The following is a 14,969-nucleotide window of genomic DNA, read 5'->3' on the forward strand; positions in this document are numbered from 1 at the left end:
GACGAGTGCTGCATAAAAAAATGTTTTTTCTGACATAAATTTCATCATGTTCATAAACAACACAAATGCTACTACCACAGTCACCAGCATATTAATTTTTAATTGCTTATTAACTTCAGCGAGAGTGGCCGTTGCTAGTACAAACTTATTGTTTTGCTTGTTCATTCTACTGTGCTCATAGTAGGTTATTTTAATCGCGAACCTTTATAGTAGCTGGTTTTACGGCTACTTACCGACTTGGGTAATCGGAATACGTAGCGCTTTAGGCAAGCTAAATATCACGTTTTCCTCAATACCTGATAACTCGCTAGGCAGGTCGCCACCCCAGTCTTGGAGCTGTTGCAGTACTTCTTGAATCAATACTTCAGGCGCTGATGCACCAGCAGTCACACCTATACTCTGCACACCATCCAACCAGTTTCTGTCCATTTCACTGGCATTATCAATCAAATAAGCACGGCAATTCATACGCTCTGCTAATTCACGCAGACGATTAGAATTCGATGAGTTTGGTGAGCCAACGACTAAGACCACCTCACAGCGACTGGCTAAGTCTTTTACCGCATCTTGGCGGTTTTGGGTGGCATAGCAGATATCATCTTTACGTGGGCCTTGGATACTAGGGAACTTCTCACGTAACGCATCGATGACGCGCGCTGTATCGTCCATAGATAAAGTGGTTTGAGTGACGAATGCTAGACGCTCAGCATTCTGTACTGTCAATGCCGCGACATCGCTTTCATCTTCAACCAAATGAATGTGACCACCATGGCGACGGTTAAAGCGCCCCATCGTGCCCTCCACTTCAGGGTGTCCAGCATGACCAATCAATACTGCATCCATCCCATCTTGTGCAAACTTAGCGACTTCAATGTGTACCTTAGTCACTAGCGGACAAGTGGCATCAAAAACCGTTAAATCACGGCGCTCCGCTTCATCTTCAACAGCTTTTGACACGCCATGAGCGGAAAAAATAACGATAGAGCCGTCGGGCACTTCGTGAAGCTCTTCGACGAATACCGCACCACGATTGGCCAAGTCAGAAACGACAAATTTGTTGTGTACCACCTCGTGGCGAACATAAATGGGTGGCTCAAAACGTGTCAATGCTTCGTTCACAATCGCAATCGCGCGATCCACACCAGCACAAAATCCACGTGGATTGGCAAGATAAATTTGCATAAGAAGGCCTATCATTAGATAATTTATAGTTAAAGCTTATTTTAAAAGCTTCAATTCAAATATTGGGATGAATTCATTCTGCTACTTTAGCATAATTTGCTTTTATTGCTCTTGAAAATAGCATGTACTAATAGCAATGAGTGATACAACTCACTGATATAACAGTAGCGTCTAGACAAGAGTGGCTTTAATTAAAATAAAAGCCATAAAAGCAGTTTATAATGACTTACTTCACATAGCTTCTATCGCCTTGTATGATGGCAATTTTTATTTTTACCAGTCTTTAATTGTTTATCAGAACACACTCCATTAGGACAAATTGTATGACAGGTTCATTATTTATTATTACCGCCGCCTCTGGTACTGGCAAAACTTCACTAGTTAAGCAATTACTTGCCACCACCAACGACTTAACGGTCAGTGTGTCACACACAACTCGCACCCCGCGTCCTGGCGAGATTGATGGTCATCATTATCATTTTACCGACGTAGATAGTTTTTTGGCAGATATCAATGAAAATAAGTTTTTAGAACACGCAGAAGTATTTGGTAACTATTATGGGACGTCAGAGCAAAGCGTGCGTACGCAGCTAGAGGCAGGCGTTGATGTCATCTTAGAGATTGATTGGCAAGGCGCGCTGCAAGTGAAAAAAATATTCACTGAAGCGACGATGGTTTTTATCTTGCCGCCTAGCCTCGCCACCTTACGTCAGCGCTTATCGACTCGTGCACAAGACAGTATAGAAGTTATCGAGCAGCGTTTGGCAGGTTCAGTGAACGAGATGTCACAGTATGTGCATGCTGACTTTGTAATTATCAATGACAACTTTGAAGTCGCATTAACTGAGCTAAAGGCGATTATCGTGGCAGATAGACAGACACTTGCTCGCCAGCAGCAGCGCTATCATCGCACGATTAGCAACTTGCTCAACAGCAACGTAGACGTATAAACCAAGCACCGATAACTGCCTAGTAGCGCATAAATTAAGTAGCGACGAACAGATACGCAAAAAGCAACTACGCGACTGGGCAAAAAATGCTATAATGTCTAGCTATTCCCCTTTTATATTTTTGATATTATTTTTATTGAGTAGCGGTAAAGTCCGAGACTAATAAAAACAACCGAGGTAGCTATTTATGGCACGAGTGACGATTGAAGATTGTTTGGATAATGTTGATAATCGCTTTGAACTAATTTTAGTAGCAAGCAAGCGCGCACGTCAATTGGCCAAAGGTCTCGCTGAGCCTATGGTTGATGTCGATAACGACAAGCCTACTGTATTGGCATTGCGTGAAATTGCCGCTGGTAAAATCACTCGCGATATTCTGAATCAACCAGAGCATAATTTTGCGACCAGTTCGCTAGATTTAGCACTGTCAGGCGATCACAGTTTTTAGTAACTGATTGCTAAAATAAGTATGTAGTCACTATATACTTATAATAGAAACCACAGCTTATGCTGTGGTTTTTTGATTATAAATTATAACGATAGCCACTAAACTGTTTTAACCCCTATTTATACGTCAAAACCTACCATTGGGTTATAATTTTTAATTTTTTATAGCGCCGACTCGCTTAGCAGTTGACATTGAATGTGATTTGCGATTAATTAGAGGATGGGCTACCCATTTTTATCTTTTTCTCAAGATTTTTATAGTATTCACTCAGTCACCATTTACCTCGACAGACAATCAGGCAAATAGGTAATGGAAAATAGGATCGTTACTTTATGAGTCAAACCTTACCCAAACTCAGTCATCACCTAGTCGATGACGCTCAATATAATTTGCTGCGCTCAGTAGGTTATCTCACTGCCGCTGAACGCCGTGATATTGTTGATGCCTGTGAGTTCGGTGATATTGCGCACATTAAAGATAAGCGCAAATCAGGGGAACCTTATATCACCCACCCGATTGCGGTCGCTGAGATACTGGCAGGTTTTCGATTGGACCGAGATACCGTTATCGCTGCCATTTTGCATGATACGGTCGAAGATACTGATGTGAGCTATGAGCAAGTTGAGCAGCGCTATGGCATCGTAGTCGCAAGACTGGTTGATGGTGTGACCAAGCTAAAATCCTCTTCGCATAATAAGCAACAAAATAAAGCCGCGACTTTTCATAAGATTTTGACTGCCACGCTTGCTGATCCGCGCGTGTTGATTATTAAGCTTGCCGACCGTTTGCACAATATGTCTACGCTTGATGCGGTACGCCCTGAAAAGCAACGCACGACTGCACAAGAAACCCTAGATTTTTATGTACCATTTGCCCGTCTCATGGGTCTCAACGATATTGCTGATTACATCGAGGTGCTGTGTTATCGCAATCTTGACTCTGATATGTATAACAAGATCTCTGATAAGCTACTACAACACGGTCTTGGGCGTAACTTCCAGAGAGAGGCCATTCATCGCTATTTGAGTATCGTACTCAACAACTTGGATCTGAATGGACTGGTCACTGTCCTAGACAATCGCGTGGTGATATACCGACAATTTTTCCGAAACCGTGGCGAGATTAATGCGCTACTACGTCATTATGCGTTTGAGATTATTCTCGATAATATCGAAGCCTGTGACAAACTCGCTTATTACCTGATTAAAAAATACCAAATTGACGATACCCATATCGCGGATAATATTCGTCGGCCTCTACCGGGCGGCAATCAATCGCTCACACTTATCTATGAGCGCGATAACGATGTGGTCAAAGTCACTATTTTGACCAAGCAAATGCAAAGTGCTGCCAGACTCGGGGTCATCGGTGCAGAACATGCCTCTGATGTCAGTCAATCGGTCATTCAAGCCTCATTGCGCAATATGAAAGACTTGGTCGATGAAGACAATTTAAATGCACACAGTCCTGATTTTGCAGCAGCAGTCGCTACGATTAATGAGCTGATGGATTATCTGCACTCCAGTAAAATCATTTGCTATAGCCCGAAAGGTCGTGCTTATGAGCTACCACAAGGGGCAACGGCACTAGACTTTGCTTATGCTGTCGGACCCATGGTTGGTAACGTGGCCGTTGGTGCCAATATCGAGGGCAAAGCCGCCAAACTTGGCACCGTGGTAAAAAATGGACAGCTGGTTGAAATCGAAGTCAACAGTCACTCAGAGCCGAAAGCAGAGTGGCTTGGGTTTGTGGTCACCAACAAAGCCCGTGAAGAGATTTTGCGTTGGTTTAAAGACTTGTCCGCCGCAGACAAGCAGCATCATGGTCAGCAAGCACTGGATAGAGCACTTAGAACCTACCAAAAAAGTCTGGATGACTTGACTGAAAGTGACTGGAAAAACCTCACTGAATGGCGTGGGCTGACAGAAAAAGACGCGCTGTTTGAGCAAATAAGCTCTGGCACCCTACTACCGCAACTTGTAGTGACCCGCTTATTCAGCGATGAAGTTCATGATTTGCAAGCTCGAGAGCATAGCGATGACATGACTCAGCCACAACAGCTGATAGTAAACGCCTCTGGAGTTGAGCTCGATTTTGCCAACTGTTGTCATCCTATCTATGGCGATCCTATCGTTGGCCATTTATCGCGCCATGGTCTGGTAGTGCATCGACACAAATGCTTTTCTTTGGACGACATCCGTAAAGACAATCCCTATCAAGTAATTCAGCTACGTTGGCGTAATGATAAAGCGGTCAAACAAGGCGATCCAGATGAATACAATATTAAAAACACTGGCAAAATTCGCTTCCCTGCTTATTTGAAGCTCTCCGTCGCTCTCAGCGACGAACAAATCACTGAAGTCATTTATCATTTGCGCCAACTAAACATGGGGATCGAAACCGTTGATGTCCGTAACAGTGATACCATCATCCATATCATTGTACGTAGTCGCAATCATTTAGCACAAGGCATTCGAGAGCTGCGCTCATTACTTGGCTTTCCTAATATCATACGCCTATATCAATTATAATATAGTCAATTGATATAAATCAGATACAGCATCAGGCTCGTTCAGCCTACTATTTCTCGTTCAGCCTACTATTTATAGTACCTGCACTAGCCTTTGTTATTTATAAGACCTTTGTTATTTATAAGAATAGTGTCTGAGTTGTTTTTAAGTCGTATATAAGTCATCTTGAATGGGTTATCAGAGCGATGACCTATCGTTAAATCTTGCTTAAGAAAGCGTTGAATATTCTCTTCAGCAATTTTAGAAAACTCTCAAATAATGATAAACTGTTTTACTTGATTTTTAGCACCTACAATTAAAACCTATCGTCATTTATACTGAAATCTACGAAATGACGATACGCCACTATCAACCAAACCAAAAAAGCACAAAAAGGACATAATATGACTCGTCAAACTATCCAAACTGATAAAGCCCCTGCCGCTGTTGGTACTTACTCACAAGCCGTAAAAGTCGGCAACACTGTCTATATTTCAGGTCAATTAGGTTTTGATCCTGATACGATGGAGTTAAGAGAAGGTTTTAAAGCGCAAGCAGAGCAAGTATTTGAAAATATCAAAGCCATCTGTGAAGCTGCTGGCGGCAGTTTGAATGACGTGGTTAAATTCAACGTGTCGTTAACTGATTTGAGTGATTTTGCTGTTCTAAACGAAGTATTCGTTGCCAATTTAAGCGAACCATACCCTGCCCGTGCAGCAGTTCAAGTAGCAGCATTACCTAAAGGTGGCGTGGTTGAGATTGAGTCTATTCTATATATTGACTAATTTTGACAGTGACTAATTTTAATGCTGACTCTGCTTAAATAAAATATTGTATATTGAACCATCATAAGCTTAGCATCATGCTAAGCTTATTAGTCTCTGTCTCTTTTTTTACATCAATCTCATCAAATTGCGAAGCCTTTTATGTTGGTACAAGTTGCTCTACCCGTGCCCCTTTATCGGGTATTTGACTATAGCCTACCAGCGCATGCGCATACTTTGCCAAATACAATCCCCACATCCATACCGCCTATTGGTAGCCGCGTCGAAGTGTCTTTCGGTCGCCAGACTCTAATCGGTATCGTCGTGGCTCATATCTCCGAAGCCGATAGTAGCGTGCCACTCAACAAGCTCAAGCCTATCGATAAATGCTTGGATGCTGAGCCTATTTTAGATGAGCGTATGCTGAAGCTCGCTTCTTGGCTATCGCGTTATTATCACTACCCCCTCGGCGACGTATTAGCAGTTATTTTGCCAACCCTCGTTCGTCAAGGTAAGCCGTTAGATCTGCTGATTACGCACTGGCGAATTCTGCCCCATATCACTGACGATGATTTTCATACCAATGCCAAAAAGCAGAAACAACAATTCGATATGCTCAAGCTGCATGGCGAGCGCGGTGCAAGTGAAGACGTGCTGTTATTAGAGGGTATGCAAAGAGCGTTCTTAAAAACGCTGGAAGAAAAAGGACTTATCGAGCGCTATATTGAGCCCAAACAAGCACCTGTGCCTGTTAAGCTCGCAAAGATGCCACTTGATCTCAACGATGAGCAGAAGCTTGCTGTTGAAGCCATCTTCGCTGCACATGAATCTGGCTGCTATACAGGATTTTTGCTAAACGGCATCACCGGTAGTGGCAAGACCGAAGTCTACCTACAAGCGATGCAGGCAGTATTAGAAGCTGGCAAGCAAGTCTTAATTTTGGTGCCCGAGATTGGTTTGACGCCGCAGACTCGTGCACGATTCGCCAGTCGATTTGCCGCACATATTGTCTTGCTACATTCAGGGATGAACAATACCCATCGCTTACAAGGATGGCAAGACTGTCGCACCGGTCATGCACAAATCATCATTGGTACACGCTCATCAGTACTGTATCCCTTTGCAAACTTGGGATTAATTGTCGTCGATGAAGCACATGATGGTTCCTACAAGCAACAAGACACACTGCGTTATCATGCCGCTGACGTTGCACTATACCGCGGGCTACAAGCCAACATCCCAGTTGTGCTGGGTACAGCCACCCCTTCTCTTGAACACCTAAAATTGGTCGATGATGGCAAACTCGTAGAGTGTCAACTGCTCGCTCGTCCTGGCAATGCCAAGCCTGCCACCATGCAACTCATCGATGCACGCCTGCAAAGCACCCATCAGCAAGCACAAGACGATGGCGCGCGCTACGATACAGGTTTGACAGATGCCTTAATTGGGGCAATACGAAAAACACTAGAAGCGGGCAATCAGGTGTTGATATTCTTAAACCGTCGTGGCTATGCGCCTGTTTTATTATGCGAGGCTTGCGGTTGGCAGGCAGACTGTCCTCGCTGTGATGCTCACTTAACCGTTCATTATAATAGCCAGTCTCAACATAATACTTACGTCAGCAACTCTTATTTAAAATGCCATCATTGCGACTGGCAATCCTATATTCCTACTGTATGTCCTGATTGCGGTAGTCAAAATTTAGATGCGAAAGGCATGGGAACCACTAGGCTCAGCGAAAACTTGCATGCTATTTTTGCCAATCCGCAAACCAGTAAAGAGCTGTACCCTATTATTCAGATAGATCGTGATACCACAAGACGTAAAGACAGCTGGGAAAATATCTACCAGCGTATCAACGAAGGCACTCCTGCTATATTAGTCGGCACGCAAATGGTCGCAAAAGGCCATCACTTCCCTAACGTCACACTGGTCTGTTTGCCTAACGCTGATCGTGGCTTTTTGTCAGCAGATTTTCGCTCACCTGAGCATACTGCACAGCTTATGATTCAAGTGGCTGGACGCGCTGGACGCGGTGATAAATCTGGACAGGTATTGATTCAAACACTACAACCAGATAATGAGCTATTATTAAAGCTCGTGAAGGATGGATATTTATCATTTGCGCGCGAACTACTACAAGAGCGTAAAATGATGGGGTTGCCGCCTCATACTCATGCTGCATTGATACGCTGTGAAGGTAAGACACTTGCCGCCACCACTCAAGCGCTCAAAGATGCCATTAGTATTCTACCGAACGCACATAACCTTGCCGTGCTTGGTCCTATCGATGCACCGATGAGTAAAAAGAACAGTCGTTACCATGCGCAACTCCTGCTCTTAGCCAAAGATAGACGCCAATTACACCATGTACTGAATCAATGGTGGGAGCCAGTACTTGCTTTGCCAAACGCAAAGTACCTTAAGCTGACCTTAGACATTGACCCAGTTGGTTGGTAACCTAAATACCTTAAGTACCTATCACTAAACTATGTAGAGCAAACATTGACGATCGAATTCAATGTCAGAGAATTTGAGGGTTGTTATGACTACAGAAGATTCAAAGACTAATGCAACCCATGATACGCATCAGAGTGCTGCTGATACGCACGAGCATCAGTACGATGAACAAAACTCTCATGATCATGATTCACACTTAGAGCAGTCAACTTCACCGCAAGATACCAAAGGCTATCAGCGCACATTACTGTTTAGCTTCATTATCATCACTGGCTACATGTTCATCGAAGCCATTGGTGGTTGGCTCACTGGCAGTTTGGCACTATTATCAGATGCGGGTCATATGCTCAGTGATGCAATCGCCCTTGGCGCCACCTTAATGGCATTCAAAATTGGCGAAAGAGCAGCCACTCATCAAAAGACTTTTGGCTATAAACGCTTTGAGATATTGGTCGCTACCGTCAATGGTGCTACGCTTATTATTATTGCGTTAATGATTTTTTATGAAGCGATTAAACGCTTTAACGCTCCTCCTGACATTGCTACTCAGGGCATGCTCATCATCGCGACTATCGGTATGCTGGTAAATATTTTGGTCGCATGGCTGATGCACCGAGGTAGCCATCGTGGAGAGGCACATGGTCATAGCCACGAGGAGAATGAAACCAAAGCAATAAACAATACAGCTGATACGAAAGAACCCGTTAACCTCAATATGCAAAGTGCTTACTTACATGTATTAAGTGATTTAATGGGGTCAGTTGCTGCGATTATTGCAGCGCTATTGATGATGAGCTTTGGTTGGGTATGGGCAGATGCGGCAGCGTCAATCATCGTTGCTATTCTGATTCTCTTTAGTGGTTACCGCGTTGTTCGTGACTCTGTACATATCTTGATGGAAGGTACGCCAACGGGGATATCATTGATAACCGTTGAGCAAACATTGATTGCCCATCCACAGGTACAAAAAGTCCATGACCTGCATGTTTGGAGTATTACCAGTGGTCTCAATGCCTTATCTTGTCATGTTGTCGTCGATGGTGAGATGAATATTCACGAATCAAGCCTATTGATTGCCAATTTAGAACAACGCTTGCTCACGCTTGGCATACATCACGCTACCATCCAAGTCGAAAGCTCATCGCACCCGCAGACTAAGTCACATAGCGATGCGTTGGTCTGCAATATTTCCGCACAAGCAACTGATAGCAATAGTCACATCGGACATAACCATTGACTATGATCCATTTATAACAAGCAAATGAATATAAAATAAGTAAATATTAACAAATAAAAAGCCTCAAATTCATGTCACACTAGTTTCTATCAATGTAATAGCATGTCACAAATAATGAAAAATTGAGTCTCGTTGCCATATTTTTAATAGAAATTCTGTATACTTAAGACTTAAAAAACTTATTCACGATCTATTGAAGATATACCATTATGTCTAGACGCTCAGCGCCCTTTGTCGCCCCTGACTATATCGACGACCCCACTTCAAAAGATGGCAAAAAACACGCCAAAGTTTTGCTATCAACGCTGCAAGAAGATATTGCGAGCTTTCGTGATGAGCAATTTCCACCTGATATTTTGCGCCAAATTCGTGACATGCCTATTTATGAAGGTAACTTGGCAGAAGTCCAAGCCTACCAACAACGCTGGCAAACGATACTTGAGCGCGCGATGGCGTTTTACCCTGCAGCCAATCTACCGCCCGACTATCTACCGCTACCAGCCAGCCTTGAGATTCCGCAGTTTATCTATCACGTTCAGCGTCTACATTTAACCAAGACTCGTGCTAAAGAATCCAAAAGCTTTGGTTCAGTAGGTGCGCTGACGGATAAATGCGGTGATTATAGTGCTGATGAAATTGCGCGTATGTCAGCAGTATTCGATAACGATGATGAGGCACGTTTGGTTGCGCACCGTGAGTTTATTGACCTGCGCGCTTATGTGTTTTGCCGTGATAATAAAGGTGAGATGCTAGAGCCTGAACGGGTACGCTTTTATCGTACTGGACTCATCGTCCATGCTTTACCCGACTTTAAAATAGTCGATAGCAGACAGACCCCACGTAAGCGCCGTAATGATGCTTATAACAATCCGCTTGCTGATAATGGCATTTGGAAGATTTACCGTAAAAAATAACCTACGTTGACGCTATATTATTTTCACTATAGCCACTTTATATTGTTTGTCTTATTACCACATCTTAAGGATATCAGATGCTTGCTGCCGCCGCCGGCTCACCAAATTTAATGTTACAAGCTACAATCTTCTTAGGAGCAGCACTGCTCTTTGTACCCCTTGGTAAACGATTTGGTATTGCGACGGTCTTAGGTTATCTCATCACAGGTCTGATATTAGGCCCCAGTGGCTTAGATGTAGCGGGCGATGCTGAGAGCTTATTACACTTTTCTGAGTTTGGCGTGGTGATGCTGCTATTCATCATCGGTCTTGAGCTTCAGCCTTCACGACTATGGGCATTACGGCGCTCCATATTTGTACTTGGTGGCTTGCAAGTCGGCCTGACTGGCACGCTACTGATGTTACTTTTACATCATTTCTTCTCCTTACAACTGGATACTGCTTTTATCGTAGGCTTTGGCCTTGCGCTCTCTTCTACTGCATTTGTATTACAGATATTGACTGAAAAACAGCAGCTTGCGAGTACCCATGGTCGTGAAGCTTTTACGATCTTATTATTCCAAGATATTGCCGTTATTCCTTTACTAGCCGTCATTCCGTTTTTATCAGGGGTGCGCGAGCAAAGCTATGATTTGATTTATTTTGGTAAGGTATTTGCCGTATTTGCAGGCCTCATTTTTGCCAGTCGCTATGTGGTTCGACCATTTTTTAAATTTGTGGCGTCAAGTGGCGCATCAGAGTTACTGACTGCGGTCGCCCTATTTATCGTGATGGGTGTGTCTATTTTGATGGGACAAATCGGTCTATCAATGGCACTAGGTGCATTCCTAACTGGCGTATTGCTAGCGGATTCTGAGTATCGCCATGAGCTAGAAGCTAGTATTGAGCCCTTTAAAGGCCTACTGTTAGGCTTGTTCTTTATGTCTGTTGGGATGCTAACCGATGTCAAACTTATACTAGCCGAGCCTATCTTTATCATTGGTTGTGCGATGGCATTGATGTTCATCAAATTTGGTGTCATTACAGCAATTGCAAAAGTACTAGGAAATCGCTGGCCGACCAGTCTCAGACTCGGTGTGACTCTCGCTCAAGGTGGTGAATTTGCCTTCGTACTATTTAGTGTCGCTACCGCACAGAATGTCCTGCGTCCTGAGCTTGCCAATACACTGAACCTTGTTGTGACTATCTCTATGGCACTCACGCCATTGGCATTTTTACTATTAGAAAAGATAGGTGAGCCCTTATTTGCTAAGAGCAAGCCAAGCCGTGAATACGACTCTATTCCAGACCATGAGCATCAGGTAATCATTGCCGGATTTGGCCGTGTTGGTCAGATTATCGGTCGTGTGTTGCGCATGCACAATATTGAATTTACCGCCATCGAACGCTCCGCAAATCGCGTAGATTTTGTCCGAAAATTCGGTAACCAAGTTTACTATGGTGATCCCAAAAACCCCGAAATCTTACGCGCCGCCGGTATCAACAAAGCACGCGTCTTTATTCTCGCTATTGATGACTTAGAGCGCTCCATCACGACTGCTCAATATTTGCGTAAAAACTATCCAGACGTGATTGTCCTAGCACGAGCACGCGATCGCCAGCATTACTACCGCCTACGTGAAGTGGGTGTCCGTCATATATGGCGTGAGACTTATTTATCGTCTTTGGATATGTCGCGTGAGTCGCTACAGCTGCTCGGTATCTCACCAGAAAAAGCGCGTGAGACGGTACAAACTTTCCGTGATTATGATGATGATTTGATTGAACGTCAGCAAGCTATTTATGATGATGAAGCCAGTATGATCGAATCTGCACAATCAGCAATGGCTGAGCTTGAGAGCTTATTTGATGAAGACATTGGTAAAGCACGAAAAATGGATTTGACTGACTTTTATGAAGCGCTAAAGAGCCAAGCGACGCCAGTCGATGAAAAAGACGATATCGTAACAGACGCTAAAAAATAATAGCGTAACGCCCTATTCAGGCAAGCAACTTTGTGGCGCTTGCCGTTTATTTAGCGACGTCATACAGTTCCAACTATCGCTGTCTGGCACATGATAAAAAACCAGTGTCTGATCATTCAAATAACGTATCGGAAACTTGATGTTCTGAATCGTTGCAATCACCGCACAGTCAGTTTCTGCTACCCCAGCAGCAGTGGTATCAATGTCGATATTTACTTGCTCTGTTGCCGTATTCAAGGACGAATTAGTTGGGCACTGTCCTGTTCGCTGATAAAGTAATGCCACACGATTTTGTGTCGTTTTGACCGTATCATAGGCATCAAACACCACTTCATTTGCTTGTGGCTTGGCAATAATCGGTAAAAACTGCACCTTAATCACCATTAGAGCAAACGCAAATAATCCAAACCCCAAGCCTAGTCCAAACAGACTCACGCCACCTTCCCTCTGCAAGTGAGCCTTCTGCGCATTCTCATCGCGCTGATAGTCCTCCACAACATCGGCAATTTCACGGCGTGCCATACGGTAATAATACGCGTCCGTCCAACGTGCAACCATAGATGACCAAAACAGCCAGATTATTGCAGCAATACCTATACGCGTAGCCATCTGATAAGCATCAGGAATATAGGACATTGCTACAAATTCAAAGGCAACCAACACCAATGCTACATTTAGCTGAATGAACGACCATCCTGCCACACTGTATACAATGGCATCCATATAGCGCTTGCGATAAAGTAGCCAAGGGAAAGTCACAAAAAATGCAGCCCAGTGCCATTTTGGTGACAAATAACCTTGCTCATCAAACTGCTCAAAGCGCTTGAGATAATAGTGCTGGCTACGATGACTAATAAACCACTTATCCAACTGTTTACGCTTCGCAGCAGTCAGCTGATCCTGATAAAACGGAGGTGGCGAATCTGTCTCGATAAATAGCATAGTGAGGTGCCCTATTTACTATAAAGAAAAGTTTAAATTCATTAGGGTCTGTTGAGCATTCAAATATTAGGGCTGCTGATCGCTAAAATTGCACCAGACTAGGCGTAAGCCGACGATAATGTCGAGACCTTAGCTAGGTTTGCAACAACGTTTGGGGTGATTTTAGCATCAGCCTTGAGAACGGATCGAGCAAAGCACTGCTTTGCCCGTTCGCAAGGCAAGAGCTGTGCTCGAGTGGAGGGCAGTACTATTTTCTACCAATACATGGCGAAATTATTTAACCTAGAACGACTAGGCATCAAAAATTTCACTGCGTATTGTCTAAAAAATAGTGGCTGCCAGCACCACATTTGAATGTTCAACAGACCCTACGCATGTTATATGATAACGCCAAAACCGCTGTACAGAATAGTAAGTGACCGATAAATATAGTTGATTCAATGTAAAAGAAGTACAAGGCAGCCAAGTATGAATATATCTGCAATACGTCAAACGAGATTAATGATTTTACTCTTTCATGGTAGATTGAGCATAAGCGTATTAAAAAAACATTGTCCGTTCACAGCTGTATAGATTTAACTTATAATAAGCGTACATCACCCATTTTATTAAGTCTTGTCAATCCTATGAGTCAACATCCTGATATTAACGATAACATCGATAGTACGAGTACTACTGATGAGCAAAAAAACCTTAGCACCAGTATTGAAAGCAATATTGATACTGACATTGATGACAATGTCGGTAATGAGATAGCGCCTGAAGAAAGCAAACACATTCGTATCGTCAATACGTTTATGAAGCGACGTACGCACATGAATAAAAATGCCGAACTGGCACTGACCGATCCAGAATTTGCTGATTATTTGGTCAATAACAGTTTTGGTGATGGTGATTTAGAAGGTATCAATAATCTACGCACACTATTTGCTGATAGCCCTAATGGTAGTGAAGCACCACTTACGGTAGAGATTGGTTTTGGACTGGGTGTTTCATTTATTGAAATGGCAGCAGCAGAGCCTACCCGCAACTTTGTCGGTGTCGAAGTACATGAGCCTGGTATTGGTAAATGTGCTTATATGGCAGGCACAGAAGGCTTAAAAAACGTCAAAATCATCAACGGCGATGCTATTCAGTTGCTCAAGCAATTACCAGAAAATCATGTCGACCGTATCCAACTTTACTTCCCTGATCCATGGCAAAAGAAACGTCATCACAAGCGTCGATTTGTCAGTGCGGAACGTATGACCATCGTCACTCGCAGCTTAAAACAAGGTGGCTGGTTCCATACGGCTACAGACTGGGAGCATTATGCATTTTGGATGGTTGATGTATTAGATGGTTTTGCAGGGTTAACCAATCAAGCGGGTGCGGGTAACTTTACGGATCGTCCTGACTTTCGTCCAATGACCAAGTTTGAGCGTCGCGGCCTAGAACGTGGGCATGGCGTATGGGATTTAATCTATATCAAAGATTAATACTGATAACATATTTGTGGTAGATCTAAAAAAGCGGCTAATATATTTAGCCGCTTTTTTTGCTTTACAACTGACCAGTTACTGGTTTTCAGATTAATTCTTGATAAATCATCAGCTGTA

The 14,969-nt window shown here is 43.4% G+C and carries 11 protein-coding genes; 9 read left to right on the top strand and 2 right to left on the bottom strand.

What is annotated here, in order from left to right; genetic code table 11:
• Positions 1-225: 225 nt before the first annotated feature.
• Positions 226-1,182 carry a 4-hydroxy-3-methylbut-2-enyl diphosphate reductase gene (gene ispH / locus ACZW67_RS13010; RefSeq protein WP_465183598.1) on the bottom strand — a complete coding sequence of 319 codons (957 nt, stop codon included), beginning with the start codon at positions 1,180-1,182 and terminating at the stop codon, positions 226-228.
• A 323-nt stretch (positions 1,183-1,505) separates the two neighbouring features.
• Between ispH and gmk the strand changes: the two genes are divergently transcribed.
• From gmk to ACZW67_RS13050, 8 genes are all read left to right on the top strand, one after another.
• Positions 1,506-2,132: a guanylate kinase gene (gmk, locus tag ACZW67_RS13015; RefSeq protein ID WP_201591617.1), complete on the top strand. Its 627-nt coding sequence runs from the start codon at positions 1,506-1,508 to the stop codon at positions 2,130-2,132.
• A gap of 187 nt (positions 2,133-2,319) precedes the next feature.
• Positions 2,320-2,580 carry a DNA-directed RNA polymerase subunit omega gene (gene rpoZ / locus ACZW67_RS13020; protein WP_110923274.1) on the top strand — a complete coding sequence of 87 codons (261 nt, stop codon included), beginning with the start codon at positions 2,320-2,322 and terminating at the stop codon, positions 2,578-2,580.
• Between the two features lie 332 nt (positions 2,581-2,912).
• Positions 2,913-5,111: a RelA/SpoT family protein gene (locus tag ACZW67_RS13025; RefSeq protein ID WP_110923275.1), complete on the top strand. Its 2,199-nt coding sequence runs from the start codon at positions 2,913-2,915 to the stop codon at positions 5,109-5,111.
• A gap of 383 nt (positions 5,112-5,494) precedes the next feature.
• Positions 5,495-5,875: a RidA family protein gene (locus ACZW67_RS13030; protein ID WP_110923276.1), complete on the top strand. Its 381-nt coding sequence runs from the start codon at positions 5,495-5,497 to the stop codon at positions 5,873-5,875.
• Between the two features lie 141 nt (positions 5,876-6,016).
• The gene (locus tag ACZW67_RS13035; RefSeq protein ID WP_465183599.1) at positions 6,017-8,314 is read left to right on the top strand and encodes a primosomal protein N'; all 2,298 of its coding nucleotides are present in this window, start codon (positions 6,017-6,019) and stop codon (positions 8,312-8,314) included.
• 85 nt (positions 8,315-8,399) lie between these two features.
• Entirely contained in the window at positions 8,400-9,551 is a 1,152-nt protein-coding gene (locus ACZW67_RS13040) for a cation diffusion facilitator family transporter (RefSeq protein ID WP_465183600.1), read from the top strand.
• Between the two features lie 209 nt (positions 9,552-9,760).
• Positions 9,761-10,465, top strand: a complete 705-nt coding sequence (locus ACZW67_RS13045; RefSeq protein WP_465183601.1) for a hypothetical protein — start codon at positions 9,761-9,763, stop codon at positions 10,463-10,465.
• Between the two features lie 77 nt (positions 10,466-10,542).
• Positions 10,543-12,429, top strand: coding sequence for a monovalent cation:proton antiporter-2 (CPA2) family protein (locus ACZW67_RS13050; RefSeq protein WP_465183602.1), 1,887 nt, complete (start codon positions 10,543-10,545; stop codon positions 12,427-12,429).
• A 12-nt stretch (positions 12,430-12,441) separates the two neighbouring features.
• Here ACZW67_RS13050 and ACZW67_RS13055 read toward each other — a convergent pair whose 3' ends face one another.
• A complete protein-coding gene (locus ACZW67_RS13055) occupies positions 12,442-13,371 on the bottom strand; it encodes a DUF2628 domain-containing protein (RefSeq protein WP_465183603.1) in 930 nt (309 codons plus the stop codon).
• Positions 13,372-13,997: 626 nt separating this feature from the next.
• Between ACZW67_RS13055 and trmB the strand changes: the two genes are divergently transcribed.
• Positions 13,998-14,849 carry a tRNA (guanosine(46)-N7)-methyltransferase TrmB gene (gene trmB, locus ACZW67_RS13060; protein ID WP_465183604.1) on the top strand — a complete coding sequence of 284 codons (852 nt, stop codon included), beginning with the start codon at positions 13,998-14,000 and terminating at the stop codon, positions 14,847-14,849.
• The last annotated feature ends 120 nt before the right edge of the window (positions 14,850-14,969 follow it).

Source organism: Psychrobacter sp. TPE 89C, from assembly GCF_055522395.1.